23 protein-coding genes are annotated in these 20,529 nt (G+C 61.6%); 14 read left to right on the top strand and 9 right to left on the bottom strand.

Going from position 1 to position 20,529, the window contains the following annotated elements:
- Positions 1-104 precede the first annotated feature (104 nt).
- Entirely contained in the window at positions 105-1,199 is a 1,095-nt protein-coding gene (locus ACYG9Z_RS19420; protein WP_023667753.1) for a LacI family DNA-binding transcriptional regulator, read from the bottom strand.
- 213 nt (positions 1,200-1,412) lie between these two features.
- Here ACYG9Z_RS19420 and ACYG9Z_RS19425 point away from each other — a divergent pair, with 213 nt between their 5' ends.
- The 10 genes from ACYG9Z_RS19425 (at position 1,413) to ACYG9Z_RS19470 (ending at position 9,205) form a co-directional block, all read left to right on the top strand.
- Positions 1,413-2,255, top strand: a complete 843-nt coding sequence (locus ACYG9Z_RS19425; RefSeq protein ID WP_023692311.1) for an ABC transporter substrate-binding protein — start codon at positions 1,413-1,415, stop codon at positions 2,253-2,255.
- 94 nt (positions 2,256-2,349) lie between these two features.
- A complete protein-coding gene (locus ACYG9Z_RS19430) occupies positions 2,350-3,891 on the top strand; it encodes an amino acid ABC transporter permease/ATP-binding protein (protein ID WP_023751759.1) in 1,542 nt (513 codons plus the stop codon).
- A gap of 60 nt (positions 3,892-3,951) precedes the next feature.
- Positions 3,952-5,079 (top strand): NAD(P)/FAD-dependent oxidoreductase, encoded by a 1,128-nt coding sequence (locus ACYG9Z_RS19435; RefSeq protein ID WP_023751760.1) that lies wholly within the window; start codon positions 3,952-3,954, stop codon positions 5,077-5,079.
- 180 nt (positions 5,080-5,259) lie between these two features.
- Positions 5,260-5,475 carry a hypothetical protein gene (locus ACYG9Z_RS19440; RefSeq protein ID WP_023686879.1) on the top strand — a complete coding sequence of 72 codons (216 nt, stop codon included), beginning with the start codon at positions 5,260-5,262 and terminating at the stop codon, positions 5,473-5,475.
- Between the two features lie 13 nt (positions 5,476-5,488).
- Positions 5,489-5,734 (top strand): hypothetical protein, encoded by a 246-nt coding sequence (locus ACYG9Z_RS19445; protein WP_023699894.1) that lies wholly within the window; start codon positions 5,489-5,491, stop codon positions 5,732-5,734.
- Between the two features lie 60 nt (positions 5,735-5,794).
- Entirely contained in the window at positions 5,795-6,094 is a 300-nt protein-coding gene (locus ACYG9Z_RS19450; RefSeq protein ID WP_352824297.1) for a hypothetical protein, read from the top strand.
- Positions 6,095-6,226: 132 nt separating this feature from the next.
- On the top strand, positions 6,227-6,370 hold the full coding sequence (locus ACYG9Z_RS19455) for a hypothetical protein (protein WP_023751762.1): 144 nt from the start codon (positions 6,227-6,229) through the stop codon (positions 6,368-6,370).
- 9 nt (positions 6,371-6,379) lie between these two features.
- Entirely contained in the window at positions 6,380-8,146 is a 1,767-nt protein-coding gene (locus ACYG9Z_RS19460; RefSeq protein WP_023751763.1) for a thiamine pyrophosphate-dependent enzyme, read from the top strand.
- A gap of 23 nt (positions 8,147-8,169) precedes the next feature.
- A complete protein-coding gene (locus tag ACYG9Z_RS19465) occupies positions 8,170-8,334 on the top strand; it encodes a hypothetical protein (protein WP_023751764.1) in 165 nt (54 codons plus the stop codon).
- Position 8,335: 1 nt separating this feature from the next.
- Positions 8,336-9,205: an SDR family oxidoreductase gene (locus ACYG9Z_RS19470; RefSeq protein ID WP_023667763.1), complete on the top strand. Its 870-nt coding sequence runs from the start codon at positions 8,336-8,338 to the stop codon at positions 9,203-9,205.
- 305 nt (positions 9,206-9,510) lie between these two features.
- Here the strand turns inward: ACYG9Z_RS19470 and ACYG9Z_RS19475 are convergent, their stop codons facing one another.
- Together ACYG9Z_RS19475 and ACYG9Z_RS19480 are read right to left on the bottom strand one after the other, a co-directional pair.
- Positions 9,511-10,023 (bottom strand): OmpA family protein, encoded by a 513-nt coding sequence (locus ACYG9Z_RS19475; protein WP_023667764.1) that lies wholly within the window; start codon positions 10,021-10,023, stop codon positions 9,511-9,513.
- Between the two features lie 10 nt (positions 10,024-10,033).
- Positions 10,034-10,693 carry a L,D-transpeptidase gene (locus ACYG9Z_RS19480; RefSeq protein ID WP_023682764.1) on the bottom strand — a complete coding sequence of 220 codons (660 nt, stop codon included), beginning with the start codon at positions 10,691-10,693 and terminating at the stop codon, positions 10,034-10,036.
- Between the two features lie 873 nt (positions 10,694-11,566).
- Here ACYG9Z_RS19480 and ACYG9Z_RS19485 point away from each other — a divergent pair.
- The gene (locus tag ACYG9Z_RS19485) at positions 11,567-11,776 is read left to right on the top strand and encodes a hypothetical protein (protein ID WP_023682763.1); all 210 of its coding nucleotides are present in this window, start codon (positions 11,567-11,569) and stop codon (positions 11,774-11,776) included.
- A 211-nt stretch (positions 11,777-11,987) separates the two neighbouring features.
- On the opposite strand, the gene ACYG9Z_RS19490 is transcribed toward ACYG9Z_RS19485, so the two are convergent.
- Positions 11,988-12,623, bottom strand: coding sequence for an EF-hand domain-containing protein (locus tag ACYG9Z_RS19490; protein ID WP_460222838.1), 636 nt, complete (start codon positions 12,621-12,623; stop codon positions 11,988-11,990).
- A 428-nt stretch (positions 12,624-13,051) separates the two neighbouring features.
- Here ACYG9Z_RS19490 and ACYG9Z_RS19495 point away from each other — a divergent pair, with 428 nt between their 5' ends.
- Entirely contained in the window at positions 13,052-13,471 is a 420-nt protein-coding gene (locus ACYG9Z_RS19495) for a hypothetical protein (RefSeq protein ID WP_245259879.1), read from the top strand.
- Positions 13,472-13,752: 281 nt separating this feature from the next.
- On the opposite strand, the gene ACYG9Z_RS19500 is transcribed toward ACYG9Z_RS19495, so the two are convergent.
- Entirely contained in the window at positions 13,753-14,010 is a 258-nt protein-coding gene (locus ACYG9Z_RS19500) for a hypothetical protein (protein WP_245259880.1), read from the bottom strand.
- 984 nt (positions 14,011-14,994) lie between these two features.
- Here ACYG9Z_RS19500 and ACYG9Z_RS19505 point away from each other — a divergent pair.
- Complete coding sequence (locus tag ACYG9Z_RS19505) at positions 14,995-15,219, top strand: hypothetical protein (protein ID WP_156931519.1); 225 nt, start codon at positions 14,995-14,997, stop codon at positions 15,217-15,219.
- Between the two features lie 255 nt (positions 15,220-15,474).
- Here the strand turns inward: ACYG9Z_RS19505 and ACYG9Z_RS19510 are convergent, their stop codons facing one another.
- The 3 genes from ACYG9Z_RS19510 to ACYG9Z_RS19520 form a co-directional block, all read right to left on the bottom strand.
- Entirely contained in the window at positions 15,475-16,023 is a 549-nt protein-coding gene (locus tag ACYG9Z_RS19510) for a hypothetical protein (RefSeq protein WP_023751769.1), read from the bottom strand.
- A 10-nt stretch (positions 16,024-16,033) separates the two neighbouring features.
- The gene (locus ACYG9Z_RS19515; protein WP_023740533.1) at positions 16,034-17,209 is read right to left on the bottom strand and encodes a zinc-dependent alcohol dehydrogenase; all 1,176 of its coding nucleotides are present in this window, start codon (positions 17,207-17,209) and stop codon (positions 16,034-16,036) included.
- Positions 17,210-17,747: 538 nt separating this feature from the next.
- Positions 17,748-18,377, bottom strand: coding sequence for a TetR/AcrR family transcriptional regulator (locus tag ACYG9Z_RS19520; RefSeq protein ID WP_023751770.1), 630 nt, complete (start codon positions 18,375-18,377; stop codon positions 17,748-17,750).
- Between the two features lie 129 nt (positions 18,378-18,506).
- Here ACYG9Z_RS19520 and ACYG9Z_RS19525 point away from each other — a divergent pair, with 129 nt between their 5' ends.
- Positions 18,507-19,403, top strand: coding sequence for an NAD(P)/FAD-dependent oxidoreductase (locus ACYG9Z_RS19525; RefSeq protein ID WP_023751771.1), 897 nt, complete (start codon positions 18,507-18,509; stop codon positions 19,401-19,403).
- Positions 19,404-19,736: 333 nt separating this feature from the next.
- On the opposite strand, the gene ACYG9Z_RS19530 is transcribed toward ACYG9Z_RS19525, so the two are convergent.
- Positions 19,737-20,519: an alpha/beta hydrolase gene (locus tag ACYG9Z_RS19530; RefSeq protein WP_245259881.1), complete on the bottom strand. Its 783-nt coding sequence runs from the start codon at positions 20,517-20,519 to the stop codon at positions 19,737-19,739.
- Positions 20,520-20,529 lie beyond the last annotated feature (10 nt).

Consider the following 20,529-nt stretch of genomic DNA (forward strand, 5'->3'; position numbering starts at 1 on the left):
GCATTGCGATCAGGGTGTTTGCTGGGTTGATCGACGTACATTCTTAAAGCGGAGTGCGTCGACCTTGTTCTAACGTATTCATGTGGGCCGTACCGCCGCCAGGCCTATGCTTGGCGCACTTGCGGCTTTCCATCCGAGGGCGGGCCAACGGATCCGCGTGCAATGATGGCGGTCGGCAAAACGAGCCTTTCCGCCGGGCGGGAATCTCCCTTCAATCGCCGGATGAGCAATTCCGCGACGCTCTTGCCAAGCGCGTAGACGGGCTGGTCGATAACGGTGATGGGCGGCGTGGTGACGCTCGTCCAGTCCGCATCATGGAAAGTGATGAGCGAAATGTCGTCGGGAACCCGCAGGCCGCGCTCGCGGGTCACCTTGAAGATCTCCAGCGCAATGACGCTGTCGGAGGCGAGGATCGCCGTCGGCCGATCCGGCGCCGACAGCATCTCGCCGGCAACCCTGCGCGTTTCGGTGGGGCTTGTCGCGCCAAGGCGAACAAAGCGTTCTGGCCGATCAAGTCCGGCCTCTCGGCACACGGTGAGGAAACCGTCGATGCGCTCACGGACCGACGAGGTGTAGATCTGCCCGAGATCGCGGTACTCGTGCCCTTCGGCGTCGACCGCGGTCACATAGGCGATGTTGCGGTGGCCGGCATCGGCTAGAAAGCGGGTCGCCAGCATGGCGATGCCGCGATCGTCGGTCGTGACCGTATCGACATCCAGATCTGCCAGCGCCCTATCCAGCAGGGCAAGCGGTCGGCCCGAGCGGTGGATATCGCGCAGGTGCGCGATGTCGCGCGATTCCGACGGCGTGACGATCAGCCCGTCGACGCGCTTGCCGATGAGCAGTTTCACGGCCGCCTTTTCCGCCTCGATCTTCTCGCCGGAATTGGCCAGGATGACGTTGAACCCGGCTGCCTTTGCCGCGTCGCTGATGCCGCGTACCGCGAGGCTGAAGAACGGGTTCTCGATGTCGCCGACAACCACGCCGATGATGCCGGAGCGGCCGGTCGTCATGCTGCGGGCGAGCTCGTTCGCACGATAGTCCAAGGCCTTGGCCGCGGCCATGACTTCCGCGCGGATCATGTCGCTGACGACGCCGTATCCGCCGAGCACGCGCGCGGCTGTCGCTTTCGAAACATTGGCCGCGCGGGCGACGTCGCTGACCGTTATCGACGGGGTCTTGGGGGCGGTTCTTTTCATCGGATGACGACTACAAGAGTTGTTGACGGGAGGTCAACGTGGCGATAACGATTAACAAAGAGACCGGTCTCACGCAATATGAGACCGGTCTCTTTAAAAGGAGTGGAGCCGAGAGGCGTGACGGACCGTGATTTCGGCAAGGGCATGTCGGCGCGCCAGATGGCGGCTCGACGGAAATACCAAGAAGAACAGACCTTCAGAGTGGAGAAAGACATGAGCAGGAAAGAAATTCTCAAGTCGTTGATGTGCCCGGTCAGAACCGGCGCAATGGCTCTTATGGCGATGTGCGTCGGCGCCGGGCTGGTTTCAGGAGCGGCCGCCGCGGATGACAATCCCTATGGCCTCATTGATGCGAAGGTCATCAGCGTCGGAACCATGGGCGATGCCAAACCCTACGCTTTCACCCAGGCCGATGGGTCGTTCACCGGCTTCGACATCGAATTGTTCCGCAACGTCGCGAGCCGCCTTGGCTTCAAGCCCGACCAGGTGATCTTCACCGGCCAGGAATTCTCGGCGCTGATGCCTTCGGTTGCAAACGAGCGTTTCGATGTCGCGGTCGCGGCAATCGGCACGACGGAAGCACGCAAGAAGACCGTCGACTTTTCCGACGGGTATATCGCAGGCTATCTGTCCGTGCTTACTGCCGACAAGGCGATCACGTCGGCGGACGGGCTCAAGGGCAAACGTCTCGGCGTCGTGCAAGGCACGCTCCAGGAAATCTACGCGGCGAAGAATTTTGTCGGAACCGATCTCGTCAAATTCCCCGACAACAACTCCGCCGTTTCGGCGCTTAACAACGGAACCGTGGATGCCCACTTCCTCGATTACGAGGCTGCCAAGGACTATGGCGTTCGCTATCCGAACCTGAAGATCGCGGTCAATATTCCTTCCTTTGACGCGCCGGCCGGCTTCGTCCTGCGCAAGGGCAACGACAAGCTCCGCAATGCGCTGAACACCGCCCTTCACGCGGCCATGCAGGACGGCACCTGGAAAACGCTTTATGAAAAGTGGTTCCCCGGCTCGCCGATGCCCGACCAGTATCTTCCCAAGAAGTAGACCGTACCCGGCCGCTGGCTCTCATGCCGGCGGCCGGATTACGCCGCCGTCCTTGATGCGGACGATGTGAATAGCGCAACCGAAAGGGGGGCGAATGAACTGGCTCGAAAACCTGCGGCGCAGTTTCCTCGACTGGCAGGCCATGGCGGACGTGCTGCCCAGCATGATCACCATCGGATTGAAGAACACCTTGATCCTCGCCGCCGCGTCGACGGTGCTGGGTGTCATTCTCGGCATGATCCTGGCGGTCATGGGCATCTCGCAATCGCGCTGGCTGCGCATTCCGGCGCGGGTCTACACGGATATATTCCGTGGGCTGCCGGCGATCGTCACCATCCTGCTGATAGGCCAGGGCTTTGCCCGCATCGGCCGTGAAATCTTCGGCCCTTCGCCCTTTCCGCTCGGCATTCTTGCGCTGAGCCTGATCGCCGGCGCCTATATCGGCGAAATATTCCGCTCGGGCATCCAGAGCGTCGAGCGCGGGCAGATGGAGGCCTGCAGGGCGCTCAGCATGAGCTACGGCCAAGGCATGCGCCTGATCGTGATCCCGCAAGGCATCCGCCGCGTCTTGCCGGCCCTCGTCAACCAGTTCATCGGCAACGTCAAGGATTCAAGCCTTGTCTACTTCCTCGGTCTGCTCGCCTCGGAGCGCGAGATCTTCCGTGTCGGTCAGGACCAGGCAGTGGTCACCGGAAACCTCTCGCCATTGCTTCTGGCCGGCGTGTTCTATCTCGTCATCACCGTGCCGTTGACCCATGTGGTCAACTACATCGACAACTCGCTGCGGGTCGGAAAGCAAAAGGCCGGCCTCGTCATCAGCGGCCTGGCCGAAGTGAGCGAACTGGAGGGCTCCACCGGCAGTGCACCTTCGGAGGCCGGCTCTGATGCCCGCTCAGCGCTGCCCCGCTTCAAGGGCGGCAGTCTCGCCATCACCGATCTCGACATGGCCTATGGCGACCTCGATGTTCTCAAAGGCGTCAGCCTGGCAGTCAAGCCTGGCACGGTCACATGCGTGATTGGCCCATCAGGTTCGGGCAAGTCGACCCTGCTGCGCTGCCTCAACCGCCTGGTCGAGCCCAAGGGCGGTGAGGTGTTGCTCGATGGTGCGAGCATCCTGGCGATGAAGCCTGAAAAACTGCGCCGGCGTGTCGGCATGGTTTTCCAGCAGTTCAATCTGTTTCCCGACCACACCGCGCTCGAAAACGTCATGCTGTCGCTGACCAAGGTAAAGGGGCTCCCTGTAAAGGAAGCTGAGCGCATCGCCGAGGCGCGCCTTGCCGACGTCGGGCTTGCGACCCGCAAACACCATCGTCCAGGGAGCCTTTCCGGTGGCCAGCAGCAGCGTGTGGCAATCGCTCGTGCATTGGCGATGGACCCGGAGGTCATCTTGTTCGATGAGGTAACAAGCGCACTCGATCCCGAACTGGTGAAGGGCGTGCTCAACCTCATGGCGGATCTCGGCCGGCGCGGCATGACAATGGTCGTGGTGACACATGAAATGGGCTTCGCCCGCAAGGTCGCCGATCAGGTCGTCTTCATGGATGAAGGCCGCATCATCGAGGCCGGCACGCCTGCCGCGATTTTCGACACGCCGAAAAGCCCACGTCTGAAGCACTTCCTTGCCGAAGTGCTTTGATCACGCATGAGCCCTTCAAGACGGCCGCCCAAACCAACCTCCACCAGTGAAAGATATCTCATGGCTGCATCACATCAGGTTTCCAAGGTCGTTGTTGTCGGCGGCGGCATTTTTGGCGTCTCCTCGGCCGTTCATCTTGCAAGGCTCGGCATCGAGACCGTGCTGGTCAATGATGGACCGCTCGCCAAGGGAGCTTCCGGCCGCTCGCTCGCCTGGATCAATTCGGCGCGCAGGCGCTCGGCTGAATATCATCGCCTGCGCATGATCGGTATCGACCGCTACCGCAGTTTGTCGGCGCGATGCCCGGATGCCGCCTGGCTGCGTTTCGACGGTGGCCTGACGTGGGATGCGGACGATGCCTCAAACGAGATCGCCGATGTCTTCGCTCACGAAAAACGTCTCGGCTATGATGCGCAGCATCTGTCCGCGGACGCCATAAGGTCGGTCGCGCCGGGTGTCTGCGCAAGCGCTGTCACGCCTCAAGGCGCGATCTTCAACCCGGGCGAGGGCTGGGTCGACCTGCCGTCGCTGATCGAAAAATTGATCGCGGAATTCGTGGAGCGGGGCGGCCAGGTGGTCACCGAGGCCGGACGCGCTACCGTCACCGTCGCCAACGGCCGCGCCACCGGCGTCACCACCACCAGCGGGATCAGCTTCGCCGCCAACGCGGTGCTTCTGGCGACCGGTGCGGATGTGCCGCGAATGGTCGCCGTGGCCGGTCAGCGTATTGCCGATGGGACACCGATCGCGCTGCTGGTCAGGACCAAGCCAGTCGACTTGCCGCTACGCGCCGTGCTCAACACGCCGCGCGTCGCCATCCGGCCGACGCCTGATGGCGCCCTCGCGCTCGATTCTGCCTGGTCGGAAGAAGAGGTGGTAGTCAATCCGGACGGGACTTATCGCGTAAAAGCATCGACGATCCAGGGGCTTCTCGACGAAGCGTCGAATGTTCTCGACGGTCATCCGAAATTGGAATTGGAGAGCTACGGTGTCGGGCCCAAGCCGATCCCCGGAGACGGCGAGCCGGTCTTCGGCCAGTTGCGGGAGATCGAGGGGTATTACGTCGCCTTCAGCCACAGCGGCGCAACACTTGGCTTGATTGCCGGCGAACTCCTTGCAACCGAGATCGCCACCGGAACAGAGCACCCACTCCTTGCAAGCTTTCGACCGTCTCGATTTTCACTTTAGCCCGCCAATTCGCCTCGGAATGGGATGTAATGTGGCATGCCTGGAGTTTCGCTAGCCGAGACGGCGGCCGCCTGGCCGCTTACGCGCACCGAACCTGACACCGGAACATTTTCTCCACGTTGAAGTTGGACAGCGCCAGGACCGTCTTTCGTCCAAGCTCAACCAGCGCTGAGAAATTCCATGACCAACCAACACCCCAAGACTAAACAGCCCACGGACAAGGATCTGCGAGACAACCCGGGAATCGGCACCTCGAAGGGCGCGGTCAAGGGCGGCGATATGCTCGACGAGAGCGATGCTCTCGATGGAGACAATACGTTCGAAGGCGATGTCGAGAACGACGTCACGCCTCAGGGCGGCATCAACCCTGACCAGACCGGACGCACGAACAAGTAGGAGGCGCCTTGCCATGGCCGGCCGGAAGACCCACGAGCAGCAGCTGCGCATCATCGAAAAGCGCGAGAACACCAGCAATGCCGGCGACGATTTCAATGCCGAGGATGAGCTGAAGAGAACCAAGCAGGAGCGCGAGGCGCGGCAAGGCGGCGCCAATCTGCGCGACGAGGGCGTGGAATTGACCGACAAGGATGATCGCCAGATGATCCGCGGCGAAAACCAGGAGAGCGAGCACCACAAGCGCAGGCAGGACGACTAAGCCTGTCGTCTTTAAGGCTATCGAGGAGCCATGCCAGACTACCGGCACGCCAGGCACCGCATGGTCGAGGCGCACATCGCCCGCCGCAGTGTGCGCGACGAACGAGTCCTTTCGCCACCGAGGCGGAATCCCGCGCGGGAAATCGTCGACGAGGGTGCGAGGAATTCGCCTATGGGGACGGTCCGGGCGGCGTTGCGCTCTGGCTATAGGGACCTGCGAAGACGCGACCTGAACATCGGCCAGCTCTGCCGCGAGAGCTTTTGGCGATCAGACAGCCTCGGCCACTACATGCAATCCTCGGCCTCGCAGCAGTTCGATGCCTTCGTCTGTTCGATCGCACCTCGCCTGTTCAGCCGCTGACTGCCGAACAGCGCCTCATCGGGTGGTACTGAGACCTTTGCCTTCGGCACCTGAATAGGCGGCCTTGCCTTCGGGCACGGAACATCTCACCGACTTTCTGGTTAGGCAGGCCGGATGAAGGGAGCTTTGCGCATGGCCACTAATTTGGAAGACGGCAAGACCGCTCAATCTTCCGACGAGTTGCATGGCGGCAATCGCGGCGGCGACAAGGACCAGCGTAAGACTGACAAGACCGCGAACAAGAGCAGCCAGGCGGCGGGATCCGCATCGCGGTAGGACTGAGACATGGCGACCGCCGCGGACATCCTCATCGAGACGCTGATCGACTGGAACGTCGATATCATCTTTGGCCTGCCGGGCGACGGCATCAATGGCATCATGGAGGCGCTGCGCAGGCGGCAGGACCGCATCCGCTTCATTCAGGTGCGGCACGAGGAATCCGCGGCGTTCATGGCGTGCGCCTACTCAAAATGGACAGGCAAGCTCGGTGTCTGCCTCGCAACTTCCGGCCCTGGCGGCACACACCTCCTGACTGGACTCTACGATGCCAAGCTCGACCAAGCGCCGGTGCTCGCCATTACCGGCATGCAGTTCCACGACCTCATCGAGACCTTCACCCAGCAGGATGTCGACTTGACGCGCGTCTTCAGCGATGTCGCCGTCTTCAACGCGCAGGTCTCCGACGCGGCGCATATGGAAAGCCTGGCCGGTCTCGCCTGCAGGTCGGCGCTGGCACGTCGCGGCGTTGCGCATCTGTCGATCGCCAGCGATGTGCAGGAGCACACGCTCGACCAAGCCAAGCGCTCGAAGCGCAACAAACCGTCGCATACGCCGGATCGTTGGTTCGAAGGAAGCAGGCTTCCCGACGAAGAACAACTTGCGAAAGCCGCCGAGATCCTGAACGGCGCGACGAAGGTCGCGATCCTCGCCGGTCGGGGCGCGCTTGGTGCCAGGCACGAGTTGGAAGAGACGGCGGAGCTGCTTGGTGCCCCCGTCGCAAAGGCCTTGCTCGGTAAGGCTGCCTTGCCCGACGATCACCCGCTGACGACTGGCGGAATCGGAATTCTCGGCACGCTGCCGTCGCAGGAAATCATGGAGGAATGTGACGCGCTGCTCGTCGTCGGCTCGACCTTTCCCTACATCGAATACTACCCGAAGCCGGGACAGGCGCGCGGGGTGCAGATCGAGCGCGACCCGCAGCGCATCGGCCTGCGCTATCCCGTTGAGGCCGGCCTTGCCGGCGATGCCGCCGTGACGCTGCGATTGCTGAACAAGCGCCTGAAGCGCAAGGATGATCGCAGCTTCCTCGAGAAGGCGCAGGCGGGCATGCGACGCTGGCGCGAGATGATGGCGCAGTCGGAGCGAAAGGCCGCCACTTCGCTCAAGCCCCAGGTGGTCACACGCGCATTTGGGAAACGATTGCCCGATGAGGCGATCCTGGTTGCCGATTCCGGCCAGAACACCGAGATGGCGGCCCGCCATATCGAGCTGCGTGACGGGCAGGCCTTCGGCGTCTCGGGCGCGCTGGCCTCGATGGCATGCGGACTGCCCTATGCGATCGCCGCGGGCCTGGCCTTTCCCGGCCGGCCGGTCTTCGCGGTCGTCGGCGACGGCGGTCTCGCGATGCAACTCGGCGAGTTCTCGACGGCAGTTCGGTACCGGGTCCCACTCAAGGTGCTCGTGCTCAAGAACGGCATGCTCAATCAGATCGCCTGGGAGCAGATGATGTTCCTCGGCAACCCGCAATTCGCCTGCGAACTCCAGCCCATCGACTTCGCCATGGCCGCCGAAGCCATGGGCGGCATTGGTTACAGCGTCTCTCGCGCCGAGGAGGTGGAAGGTGTTCTCGACGCTGCCCTGGCTGCTGAGGGTCCGGTGGTCATCGAGGCCGTGGTCGACCCGTACGAACCGATGATGCCACCGAAGATGCCACCGGATTATGCGAAAAATTTCCGCAAGGCGCTATCGGACACTCCCGGACGCGCGGAAATCGAGGCGAATGTGGCGCAAGAGCCGCTGAGGTCGATGATTACCGCCGGCGAGAAACACTGACCACACGCAAGAAGGAGCACGAGTTGAACAAGACCGACAGCGGCACCGCAAATCGCAGTTCGCCGGACCTCATGGGCGGCGACCAAGCGTGCAAGGCCGAGGAATGGGGCGGTGGCTCGAAAGCCGCCAAGGGACCGATCACGGAACCGGATGGACACAACCGCAACTCCAGCCAAAAAAGGAGCTGACATGCAGGATGCCCAGCAGAAATATCCTCGGCCGCCGCTTCCCGAACAGCAGCAGGACATGCCCGGCTACACCGACGAGATGGATCCACGGCCCGACCACGGAGAGGAGAGCTATCGCGGCAGCGGTAAGCTGACGGACCGCGTCGCGCTGATCACCGGCGCGGACTCGGGCATCGGCCGGGCGGTGGCTATCGCGTTTGCACGCGAAGGCGCCGACGTCATGATCTCCTATCTTGAAGAGGACGAAGATGCGCAGGAGACGGCGCGCTTGGTCGAGGAAGCGGGGCGCAAGGCGGTGCTCGCACCCGGCGACATCTCGGACGAAATCTTCGCGCGGTCGCTTGTGCAGCGAGCTATCGATGAATGCGGGCGCCTGGACATCCTCGTCAACAATGCAGCCCACCAGGCGTCGTTCGAGAAGCTGGAGGACATCAGCGCGGAGGAATGGGATCTCACCTTTCGCACCAATGTCTATGCGATGTTCTATCTGTCCCAGGAAGCAGTGAAGCACATGGAACCCGGCTCGACCATCATCAACACATCCTCAATCAACGCGACCAGTCCCTCGCCGGCACTGCTTGCCTACGCCACTACCAAAGGAGCGATCGCCAACTTCACCGCCGGACTTGCAGGTCTGGTAGCTGAACGCGGCATTCGGGTAAACGCGGTCGCTCCCGGGCCGATTTGGACGCCGCTGATCCCGTCGACAATGCCCTCTGAGAAGGTCAAGGAGTTCGGCAAGAACACGCCGCTCAAGCGTCCCGGGCAACCGGCAGAGCTTGCAGCGACCTATGTGCTGCTTGCCTCGGAAGGATCGAGCTACACCACCGGCGCACTCTACGAGGTCACCGGCGGACGGCCGATGCTTTGAGCGAGCGTACCTGCCAGCTCCACGGCGCCCACTCCCCGTAGCACACCGACATGTGGCGAGGCTCATGCCGATCAGGATCGCGGACAACCGCCACATCCGCAAACTGGTCGAGGCGGATGCCGAAGCCTCCCACCAGACCCTGAACCGGAGGTTGGTAGACGGGAAGCTGATTTCATTCCGGGTTCAACCGGAGCGTCAGCTTTCGGGGAGGGGCAAACGCTGGGTGAATGTCCCCGATAGGCGCATTGCAGCCATGCCGCCGTCGCGTTGTGAGACTGATTTGGCGACCAGCAAAACAGCAGCCTCTACGACTCGTCCCTCTCATCGCGCAAATTAGACACAACGCGGCGGTTCTGCGACCTGCAGGCGGAGTCGGGGCAGTCGCGGACCAGCCTGTCCTTGCCGTAGCCCTTGGCCCACATGCGGTTCCGGTCTATGCCGCCGGCGGCGAGGTAGTCCATCACCGCATCGGCGCGCTGCTGTGACAGCGCCGTTTCGCTTGCGCCGGGATCGTCGGCGAAACCCTGCAGCTTGAGCAGCCAGCGCGGATGCTTTGTCAACCAGGCGATCTGGGTGTCGAGGGTGGCCTTGGCGACAGAATCGAGCGCGGCCGAACCTTTCGTGAAGTAGGTGCGGCGGCCGACATTGAGGATAAAATCCTCCTCGCTGCCCGGCTGCACGTTCTGGAAGCCGGCAATCTCGGCGTTGGTGACGTCGGGCGTCGACGGGGCCAGCGTGTTGCTGGTCGAGCAGGATGTGGCCACAACCAGCAGGCCGGCGGCGAGCAGCCGGCGCGTGTTTTCAATCATGCGGTTCATGATGCGCCAATCATTCGACAGTGGTGGAAGCGGGCGCCTGGTCGGCGATGTGCGGCAGGACCTCCACCGCGGTGCCGATCGGGCACCGCTGGTAGAGGTCGATGATGTCTTCGGGGAACATGCGGATGCAGCCGCTGGAAGCGTCGGTGCCGATGCTCCATGGCTCGAGCGTGCCATGCAAGCGGTAGCCGATGTCGGCGCCGTCGCGGTACAGATAGAGCGCGCGCGGCCCGAGCGGATTGTTGGACGCGCCGCCTGCGATCATGGGCGGCAGGTCCGGTTTGCGCTCACGCATTTCGGGGGGCGGGACCCATTGCGGCCACAGCGCGCGGCGATCGATCGTCGCGCGGCCGTACCATTTGAAGCCTTCCTTGCCGACGCCGACGCCGTAGCGGATGGCAGTCTTGTTTTCCATGATGAGGTAGAGGAAGTGGTGGCGGGTATCGACCACGACGGTGCCGACCGGCTCGCTGCTGAAATACTTGACGATCTGGCGATGCCATCTCTTGTCGATCTTGGCGAAGTTGGTCTTGCGATAGACGAAATCGTTATCGCTGGCGGTACCGGCGAAAAAGGATTTTGCCCCCGCGGCTTGAACAATATTGCTGGTTCCACCGACCGCGACCAGCGCCAGACCGCCGAGCACGACACCCCTGCGTGATAAAACCATCGGCAATCCCCCATGCCTTAAGCCTGGCGAACCATAGTTGAGAATGATTTCGGCTCAAAGTGGAAAATGCTGCAGTGGGTGGGCCGCAAGCGGTCTGTCCGCTTGACGGCAAAATAGCGGCTGCCCGCCGGCTCACGCCGGCGGGCTTTTTTGTGCGGACGGGAACATCCTCGCTCCAAGGGTGTTTTGTCACACCCGGCTCGTTCTTCATCGGTCGTGCCGGTGACCAAGATGTCCCCTCATTCATCATGGTCGGCCCGCGCAGCCTTGACCGCACGCGCGGGCCATCCCATCACAAGGCCCGCTGGCTCACGCTGGCGGGTTTTTCCGCGTCCAGGCGCCGAAACTCATCTTGGCATGCCTGTTACAACGAACCAGGCGGATTCCGCGCTCGGTCTCCGCACGCGGCGAGGAGGAGTTGCGACATGCCTCGCTGCGGGATTTTCGCGATGAGTCTACCTAGCTCCTGCTGAACGCCATGGCTGACCACCGGGCGAGTTTGGACGACCTTCCAGTCGAAAAGCGCGCGGCAATCGCACCTTACGCGAAGAGGCTTTGCTTTGTTGATGCAGTTATCATCGCAGGATGGCCGTGAGTGCATCTGCCAAACATCTATTACCTCATATGCTCGCTCCTCGGAAGGCGATCCCGCCACCCTCTCGACAGTGAAGATGGCGGGATCTCAACCGGCGATAAGCGACTTCGATCGACGGTCGGTCTCCAATTCGGCTTCCGGCTGCGTGTTCCGCCGTTCGGGCTTCTTCCAACCGCAATCAGACGCAAGTCCTATCCCATAAGACTGATGGCCAAATTCGGAACATCCGCTGAAGCATTGCGTTCGGCGTGAAACCCCAAGGCAAAGGATGACTAGTCATGTCGAATTGCGAGACTGCAAAATCACATTCGTTAGGAAACCGCGTCGCTGATCTCACAGCCAAGATGCGTGAAGCGCAGATTGACGCGGGTGAAATGATGGCCTTCCACAAGGTTGCAACTATGTTGGAGGACAGCCAAGGACGTATCAATGGCGACGACTTGATCGCCGCATCCTTCGTTCTGCTGGAAGACCGGGCGCCCGAGTGACCCTGCGTTGGTCGGCTTCGATCGCTCCTTGATCAGCACTGCGCAGCCGTTTTTTTTGTCACGGCCGGCGTTTCGCGGGACTGCGGGAATAGCGCAAGGCTGGAGGGTGCTGTTAGGGCCGCCGCGCCTAACAGCAAGAGACACCGCTTCGAATTCGACCGCCAGGCGCTCGCCCGCTTTGTCCGAGGGAGGGCATTCACTTTGAAGACAGCTACGGCGTGTCCTCGCTATCAGTGCCATGCATGCTGGAGCCATGCATGAAGGACTGGATCTCGTTCACATCGATCTTGCCGTCACCATTCTCGTCAATGCTACTGAACATCCTGCCCACCGCGCGTTGAACCTCGTCCTCGGACACCGATCCGTCGCCATCGGTGTCCAACAGCCCGAACATCAGTCGCATGCCGGCACCGCGCATCATCTGATGATGCCAGCGTCCAGCCATTCTGTGTCCACGATCGCGGCCACCGTGGTTCTGCCAACGGTCGCCATCTTCATCGTGGCGGTCAGCATCCTCGTTGCGATCGCCTTGATAGTTGCGACTATCTTCCCCGCGGAAACCTTCTTCGGAACCGCGATCCTGCTGCATTCTCTCCCGGACTGCTTGCTCAACCATCTGGCGGATCATTTCGCGTGTTGGTGCATCCGCTTGTCCGGTCACATCCGGCAACTGTCCGGCGGCCGGCGGTTCGGTTGCCGGAGCGGGTGCAGGTGTCGAGGGTGATGGTGTTCCGCTTGTCTGGGCGAGTGCGGGGGAGGTCAGGGCAATGAAAACGGCGGCCGCGGCCGTCGTGCTGTGTGGAAATCTCATGGCATGCTCCATCAGTGCTTTCGCTTGGAAGGCCAAACTGGAGCTCGATTAGATTGTTCCCCGAAGGGGATCAGGTCACGGCGAAGTTACAGGGCATGCCCCCCCGTCTGAGGTAGATCAGGGTCTTCGTCAGGGAATAATTTCGGCTCTTCTTCCCTAGGCACAGGAGGAAGCCGGCGCCCATTTTTGCGGGCAATGAACGTTGGACATTCGGCCTCGCCAATTTTCTGCCAGTCGATCATACCGACGCACCAATTCCCTCTGCGTCCTCTCCTTTCGTGGGACGGAAGCCGTTTCGACCGCACGCCGTCAATCGCGAATCCCAGGTCCATATGCTGCGCGGCCATGATGCATATTTTTTTGTCACGGACCTCTGTCCGTCTGGACACGATGTTAGCCAGCGCTAAATCAAAGCAATGCGACGCCTACTGCTGGGACTTACAGTTTTTCTCTTTTGGACCACGTTGCTTCAGGCCGAGGCGTGGCAGCCCTTCGGCGTCCGACAGCTTGGCTTTAGTTTCGATATTCCTCCGAATTTCGTCCTGACCCAGAATTCGGAGCAGGGCGCGGCTTTTCAGGGCCCAAGAGACGCGTTTCTGGTCGTTTGGGGCGCGCGACTGGGCAAAGCAAGTTTTCGCGCCGAGATTGAACATCGCATGATCGAGGACGAAAAGGCCGGTTGGCGACTGACCTATCGGCGCATAGCCCCGAAATGGGCCAGCTACTCCGGGGTCAAGAATGGTGAGATTCGCTATGTCCGTGCAATAATGGTCTGCAACGAGCGTGCCGCGCTTTTCACAATGAATTATCGGAAATCCGAAAAGAAACCGTATGACCCTGTTGTTGTGCGCATGGTCCGGTCCCTGAGAGCGGAAGGCTGTTAGCCAGCAAAGAGCGAGGTTGCCGTACTATGCTTCCCTCGGCTAAGGGCCCAGTGGTCAACCCGGCTCCCCAATAGCCCCGCAGAGTCACATGAAAGCAGGCAGCGGCAGGTATGCGGCCGGACGTTCCCACGCTGGCTCAGCCGCTCAAAGCCCATCACCGAAAAGCTGCTCAGTGCGGTCGCCAGCTAGAGCTACCACTGAGCCATTCCGCAGCGGCTGGGTAGCGCTCAGCTCCGTACGCGTTCATACCATGAACGGGCGGGGCGAACGTCCTGATAGAGCTACGGCTGTAGAAGCGCGCCGCCAAACTGCGCCCACAAGCGCTCGCACTCTCTCGCCCTTAGGCTCGGGGTACCGGGCGCGCCATAGAAGACCATGGCGCCGCGAATGTCGTATCCAAGCACCGAGGCGTTGGCCACGAACTGGATGGCTCTTCCCAAGCTGGTGATGCCGATGTCGACCTCAGCCTTGTTGGTGAGGTCGACCACACCGAATACTTCCGCATTGGCGCTCCTGCCCGCCAAAACGGCCGTCGACATCGCATCATTCACGGCAAGAAGCATTTCGGTGAGTTGCCCGGTGGAAGGGCTCTACAAACGCTCAAATGTCAGGTTTGTTCCCAACCGGCCTTGGCGGCTTTCCGACTACCAAACTGGGTCCCGCGGCCTCTCATGTGCGCGTAGTTGACATCGTCTGCTGGACCGAACGGTCAAGCCGAAGAGCCCAGTTCCTCTCAGCATCGAGCAGTTCATTCTGCTCAATCAAGCCATTCATAAACAGCCTGAGTATATGCGCAGCTATGCGCTCTCCGTTCTGCGAAGCAAGAGGTAGGGCGCGCTCTTTGCAGACCGTGTGACAAACCTGGGCGAGCATCTCAATCTCGCTTGGCCCCAAAAACCGACCCGGATACAACATACCGTTTTCCTGTTGGAGAGTTTGAATGGCTATCCATTACGCAGGGTCACCGGCAGCCACAATCAACTATGATAGTGAGATGTCGAGTCCCGGTGGAAAAAACAGTGAGGTCCCAAAAGTGGTCGCGCTTGTCTCCGATTGACAGATGCGTCGACGCTACACCGACCAGCGCTACCGCACCCGCTTCATCGACGCGGCTTTGCAAAGGCCTATGACCAGTTCGCTACCAGCTGCCGGACCGCCCAGGCGAGCATGCCGCCGGCCCTCCCGAAGCGCGATGTCGTGGATGAGGCAGCCTTTTCCCTATACATCCAGCTGTTACGCTGCGCATCTGCTTCGGTTCGAAAACTCGCCGCGAGCCTGGCGTGCTCGCGTGTCCGGGCCGAAACAGCCCACATGTTGATAACGACATCGATGAGGCTGCCGCCGACCTCGTTGGCATAGGATGCTTCCCGGCATGGGCATCGACCAATGCCCCGGGCCGACCAGCACGAACCTGCGGGGGCTTTCCCGGAACAAAGCGTCGACGATCCGGTTCGGCAGGAAGCGGCCAAAATTCATGCCATCGGAGATGCCGAGGCAGATGACAGATGAAAGGGAAGCTGAAGATGACGAAGTCTGGCGACCGCACCGTTCCCGGCGACGGCAAGATCGAAACCGGCCCGAACACATCTCCGCAACAGGATCCGGCAGAGGGGTCGCGCGAGACAATCGATCGCGAACTTGAGCGGACAGACGACGACAATAATTCCGACGAAGCGGAACGCTTGCGCCGAGACCTGCGGAAAGGGGTGGCGGAAGAGACCGAGCTTCCCGAACGCGGCTCGGCCTGAGGATCGCCGGAACCTGGCCAAGGCAAGAGACATGGAAGGCTAGACGCCTGGTCGCATCGCTGCTTGCTTCCTGCCTTTAACGCACCGGCCACACAACCATGCGCGGCGGTGATCCAGGGGACGGCGAGAACGGCCACTCAACGGTCCACTCTGTTCCAGCAAAGTCGGCTCGCCGAGAGCAACCACCTCTGGCGTTAGGGCCTGACGAGATGCGACCTGTCCAGGTCGCATGGCGCCAGGGTTCGGAAATCTCTATCAGGCTGCGCCGGCCTCCTGGCTGCGCTGCGAGCGGGCACGGTCGCGGGCTGCGGCAGTGCCTCCGGGAAAGCCGCTTCGATCACTGTAGTCGCGTGGCTTGGTCCCGCTCCGAGAGTGGCGCGCGGTCACGCTTTTCGCAGCGATGATGTCGAGCAATGTGATGCCGGCGACCATGGCAAGCGCAAGGCCTACATTATCGCGCTTTGGGTTGCCAGGCCGATACGCTGTCAGCAATGTCGCGATATCCAGGCCGTCGCCGGCCACCCGGCTCCACAGCCCAGCTTGCTTGTCCACTGAAAGCGAGAGTATGCCGCTGCTTATTTCCCGCGCCCCATAAGCGCGGATCAGATCTTCCTTGCCGCGCATGCCGAGCGCGCCGGCAATCCGCTCGGCGCCAACCAGCTCGGCGACGCCAAGCGCGATGCTGAACCAGCCGAGCTTGCGGGCAAGGCTATCGGAGGCCCCGACCGCACTCTGCCCAGTCTTCAGCACTTTGGGATCGCCAGGCGATCGGGTGATGTTCGTAAGTTTGGCAATCATGTTCATGACGATTTCCCTACGGTTTCAGTACAACCTTGATGCAGCTGTCCTGCTTGTCGCGAAACACCTTGTACATCTCGGGTCCCTGCTCGAGCCCCACGGTATGGGTGATGACGAAGGATGGGTCGATCTGGCCATCTTCGATGCGGCGCAACAGATCCTCGGTCCAACGGTTGACATGGGTCTGCCCCATTCGGAAGGTGAGCCCCTTGTTCATTGCCTGTCCCATCGGAATCTTGTCGACCAGCCCGCTGTAGACGCCGGGGATCGAGATCACGCCGGCCGGCCGGCAGACATAGATCATCTCACGCAGAACGTGCGGTCGATCATTTTCCATCAGCATCAACTGCTTTGCGCGATCGTAGACGGTATCGGGCTGGGCCAGCGAGACGTGGCTTTCCATGCCGACGCAATCGATGCACTTCTCCGGGCCCTTTCCGCCGGTGAGTTCCCGCAATCGTTCGACGACACTTTCCTCGGCGAAATTGATGGCGATGGCGCCGCCGGCCGCGGCCATGGAAAGCCGCTCCGGCAGGCAATCGATCGCCACCACCTGTTTCGCGCCGAGCAGCAGGGCGCTGCGTATGGCCATCTGCCCGACTGGGCCGCAGCCCCACACCGCAACCGTATCGGTGGGCTCAATGTCGCACTGTGCCGCCGCCTGCCATCCGGTAGGAAAAATATCGCCGAGGAAGAGAACCTGCTCGTCGGTAAGGCTGTCAGGCACCTTTACGTGCGTGGCATCGGCGAACGGCACACGCATGTATTCCGCCTGTCCCCCGGGATAGCCGCCGGTCAAATGAGTGTAGCCGAACAGACCCGCGGTGGTGTGCCCGAACACCTTGTCACCGAGATTCTTCTTGCGGTTTGTGCGTTCGCAAACCGAAAAGTTCTGTCGCTTGCACTGGTCGCACTCACCGCAGATTATGGTGAACGGCACGACGATGCGGTCTCCCTCCTTCAAAGCGCCGTTGACGCCCTTGCCGACCTCGACGACCTCTCCCATCATCTCGTGGCCCATGATGTCGCCGGGCAGCATGGCTGGCACATAGTTGTGGTAGAGGTGAAGGTCGGAGCCGCATATCGCACAACTCGTCACCTTGATGATCGCGTCACGTTCATCCTCAATTCCCGGGTCCGAAACCTGATCGCAGCGTATGTCTTCCTTGCCGTGCCAGACCAACGCTCGCATAGCTTGCTCCTATTTTCGCAAGATCTGTGGGTAGGGACCTCGCGCCTGTCCTAAGCGGGCCGATGCCTGGTTGGATCGACTGTGCCGCTGCTTGTCGAACCACAGGGGCGGACCGATGTTCCGGGAGCTCGAGAGAATTTTTGGGCCATTCCAGACCTGCACCTTGGAAGGATCCGTCGCGGGCACCAGCGGCCTTCCCAGGCGCGTCGGGGCACGAACCGCTGGAGCCCGAGCCACGAATGGACGTACTCAAGTGTACCAAAGAAGGTCCGTCCGCAGGTGTCCCTTCGCGGCGATCGACACCTCATCTGCTCGATTCTCGCGGCCATAACCGGCATTCTCTTCCTCGCCCTCACAGGTCGGCGGAGGCGCTCAAGGGTCAGCGCTGTGTGACCGGAGCAGGTAGGAGATGCCGCTCACCGGCGGGCGCGCAGCCCGACCCGACGCGATCGACATGGGGTGGATGGGCGCCCATCGCGACGGCGACACTAGCGGAGTATTTCGCAGAAATACAATGATTAGCGGGCAGGGCGGACTGCTAGCCGTGCGCAGCGATGAACATGGCGACGGCCGACCGGCAATAGGATTCGATTTCGTTGTCGTCCGCCGCTCTCGCCTCATCGAAGCGTGCGATAATCAAAAGATCGGATCCTTTGAAAAGCGCGGCAAACAAGCGGGCGGACCGGAGAGGATCGGGCACGTTCAGAACCGCCTTCGCGTGCAACTGACGCAACAGGACCTCGATTTGGGCGATGACATGGGCGGGGCCGGCTTCGAAATGGAGCTTGCTTAACGACCTTGGATTCGTCTGGTCGGCCATGACCATGGCTTCGACACTGCGGACGTCTGATCTCAACAGAGTGCGAAGCAGGGACGATCCCACCGCCATGAGCTGATCTTCGACCGAACCGCCGACGCCTTCAAGAAGGGCCTGTGGCGCAAACAACTGATGGCAGCCGGCCGCCATCGCCGCGCTGAACAGCGCCTCCTTGTTCTCGAAGTGCCGATAGATGCTGAGTTTGGATATCTTCGCCCGCTGGGCGACCTTGTCCAATGTCGTCGCTTGAAAACCCAATTCCACAAAGAGTTCGGACGCAGCGTCGAGTATCGTTTGGCCAAGCGCCTCGTTGGCGGGCCGGCCGCGCCGGCCCTGGCTATTTTCGGTCACGACAATTCCAGTCCTTGACAGTATCCTAATTCTCGGATTACGATACCATGTAGTTTCTGAAATGCGCAAGCCGATGGGTAGGTTTCAACCAGGTCCAACCAGCCCCTCATCCACAACACGGAGCCCATCATGGATGACGTCATCATCATCGGCGGCAGCTTTGCCGGTCTCGCCGGCGCCCTGCAACTCGGCCGTGCCCGCCGCAAGGTCACCGTTCTCGATACCGGCCTGCCGCGCAACCGCTTCGCCGGCCACTCGCATGGCCTGCTCGGCCACGATCACAAGCCACCGCTGGACATCCTGGCCGAGGCGCGGCGGCAGCTGGCGCGCTATCCCACGATCAAGCTGGTCAATGCCCGGGCCGACAGCCTCTCCGGGGCCATCGACGATTTCTCCGTCCTCACTGGCGACGGCGAAAGCCTGGGCGCGCGCCGGCTGATTCTGAGCTATGGCGTCGCCGACCAGATGCCTGATGTTCCGGGCTTTGCCGAAAGCTGGGGCACGTCCATCGTGCCCTGCCCCTATTGCGACGGCTTTGAAGTCGCCGGCCAGCATTGGGGCCTCGTCTGGTCCGGCCCACAGTCGATGAATCAGGTCAGGCTGTTCCACGATTGGACCGACAGGTTGACGGTCTTCGCTGATGGTCACGACATTCCGCCCGATATCCGGGCCGGTCTGGCGCGCCGCAACATACCTGTCGTCGACGGCCGGATCAGCGAGATCGCCCATCACGGGGGGCATAACGCCACCGTCAAGCTCGATACCGGCCCCAATGTCGCGGTCGACATCCTGTTCGCGCATCCGCGCAACAAGCCGTCCGCAAGCCTGCATGAATCACTGGGCCTCGCCACGGTCGATACGCCCCTCGGCCTAATCCTCAAGGTCGACGAGCGCCGCGAAACCAGCATGCCCGGCATCTACGCCGCGGGCGACCTCGCCAACCCCCTCACGCCGCCATCGGTCACCCTGGCAATATCGCACGGCGCGATGGCGGGCATCTTCGCCCAGCAGTCGATGCTGGTGTGAGAGCGCAGATTCCCTTCTCCGGGGTGCCGCGGGCTATCATATTCTGAAGGTTGCGGGCCGGTGTTGCGGAACGTCGGCCCGCTCTCTCCTGAGGGGCGTCTTTGGCCGGCCAGCCTTGAGAACTCAACTGGGCTGCCTGCATGACGGCGATCGCCGACATCGGTTATCAAGCTCAATCAAGCTGGAAAGCATGAACCACGTCGACGTCGACATCGCCAGCGGGCTTACGGTATGGCGACCGGTGGCGGAAGATTTGCCACCGCTGTCGGCACCTCGATGCTGCGACGCTACTTTGAAGAACGGTCGCGCCCAGCAGCGCTTCTGGCGGAAGTCTCAGGCGGCTACGACGCGGGCCAACAGTGACGCGGCCTTGGTGCCAGCCAAGCCAAGGTCGCGGACGCTGCTCATATGATTGGCCCCACCAAGGGTCGTACGCGAAACAGTCAGTCCCTGTGTGTCAAGGTGGTCCGTGAAGAGTGCGGCCTGGCTGTGGAACGGCGGCGTTTCATCGGCGCCGACCAAGATATCTACGTCCACGGATGGATCGAAACTGTGATCGATCGGCGAGAATCGGCGGGCCTCCTCGTTGGTGATCGCGATCTCGGCGGCAAGGAACGACATCTGCAATGGCTTCAGGTCGTAAAGGCCGCCAAGCAGCAGCGCAGCTTTGATGCCGGAAGGCCGCTCGTCACCGTCGAAAAGCATTGTTGCCAGATGCGCACCGGCGGAATGACCGCTAACGGTCAGCAGGCCGGGATTGCCGCCATGGTGTGCGACATTGTCAAATACCCATCGCTTGGCGCGGCGCACCTGGTCGACGATCCTGGCCATCCTGACGGTCGGCATCAGCGCGTAGCCGACAATGACCGCGATCGCACCTGCGTTCGTAACGGTCTCGGCGACGTAGGAATAGTCGCGCTTGGAGAACATGCGCCAATAGCCCCCGTGGATGAACATGTGCACCCGCAGGCGGTCCCGTTTGCCCTCGGGAAAGAACAGATCCATGGTTTCGGTGGCGTCAGCCCCGTAGGCGACATCGGCGACCATGGGAACGTTCGCCCTGGTCTCCTCGCTTCTGCGAACGATCTCGGCGACGATGTCATCGAACTCGACCACATGATCGCGA

It is taken from the genome of Mesorhizobium sp. RSR380A (assembly GCF_054719385.1).

Bases quoted from the DNA above. Each gene is read 5' to 3' on its own strand.
- ACYG9Z_RS19470 (WP_023667763.1), top strand. From the start codon at position 8,336: ATGCAGGATGCCCAGCAGAAATATCCTCGGCCGCCGCTTCCCGAACAG.
- ACYG9Z_RS19455 (WP_023751762.1), top strand. From the start codon at position 6,227: ATGGCCACTAATTTGGAAGACGGCAAGACCGCTCAATCTTCCGACGAG.
- ACYG9Z_RS19475 (WP_023667764.1), bottom strand. From the start codon at position 10,023: ATGAACCGCATGATTGAAAACACGCGCCGGCTGCTCGCCGCCGGCCTG.
- ACYG9Z_RS19425 (WP_023692311.1), top strand. From the start codon at position 1,413: ATGAGCAGGAAAGAAATTCTCAAGTCGTTGATGTGCCCGGTCAGAACC.
- ACYG9Z_RS19430 (WP_023751759.1), top strand. From the start codon at position 2,350: ATGAACTGGCTCGAAAACCTGCGGCGCAGTTTCCTCGACTGGCAGGCC.
- ACYG9Z_RS19460 (WP_023751763.1), top strand. From the start codon at position 6,380: ATGGCGACCGCCGCGGACATCCTCATCGAGACGCTGATCGACTGGAAC.
- ACYG9Z_RS19515 (WP_023740533.1), bottom strand. From the start codon at position 17,209: ATGCGAGCGTTGGTCTGGCACGGCAAGGAAGACATACGCTGCGATCAG.
- ACYG9Z_RS19440 (WP_023686879.1), top strand. From the start codon at position 5,260: ATGACCAACCAACACCCCAAGACTAAACAGCCCACGGACAAGGATCTG.
- ACYG9Z_RS19525 (WP_023751771.1), top strand. From the start codon at position 18,507: ATGGATGACGTCATCATCATCGGCGGCAGCTTTGCCGGTCTCGCCGGC.
- ACYG9Z_RS19435 (WP_023751760.1), top strand. From the start codon at position 3,952: ATGGCTGCATCACATCAGGTTTCCAAGGTCGTTGTTGTCGGCGGCGGC.
- ACYG9Z_RS19445 (WP_023699894.1), top strand. From the start codon at position 5,489: ATGGCCGGCCGGAAGACCCACGAGCAGCAGCTGCGCATCATCGAAAAG.
- ACYG9Z_RS19450 (WP_352824297.1), top strand. From the start codon at position 5,795: ATGGTCGAGGCGCACATCGCCCGCCGCAGTGTGCGCGACGAACGAGTC.
- ACYG9Z_RS19510 (WP_023751769.1), bottom strand. From the start codon at position 16,023: ATGAACATGATTGCCAAACTTACGAACATCACCCGATCGCCTGGCGAT.
- ACYG9Z_RS19420 (WP_023667753.1), bottom strand. From the start codon at position 1,199: ATGAAAAGAACCGCCCCCAAGACCCCGTCGATAACGGTCAGCGACGTC.
- ACYG9Z_RS19505 (WP_156931519.1), top strand. From the start codon at position 14,995: ATGACGAAGTCTGGCGACCGCACCGTTCCCGGCGACGGCAAGATCGAA.
- ACYG9Z_RS19485 (WP_023682763.1), top strand. From the start codon at position 11,567: ATGTCGAATTGCGAGACTGCAAAATCACATTCGTTAGGAAACCGCGTC.
- ACYG9Z_RS19480 (WP_023682764.1), bottom strand. From the start codon at position 10,693: ATGGTTTTATCACGCAGGGGTGTCGTGCTCGGCGGTCTGGCGCTGGTC.
- ACYG9Z_RS19500 (WP_245259880.1), bottom strand. From the start codon at position 14,010: ATGTCGACGGCCGTTTTGGCGGGCAGGAGCGCCAATGCGGAAGTATTC.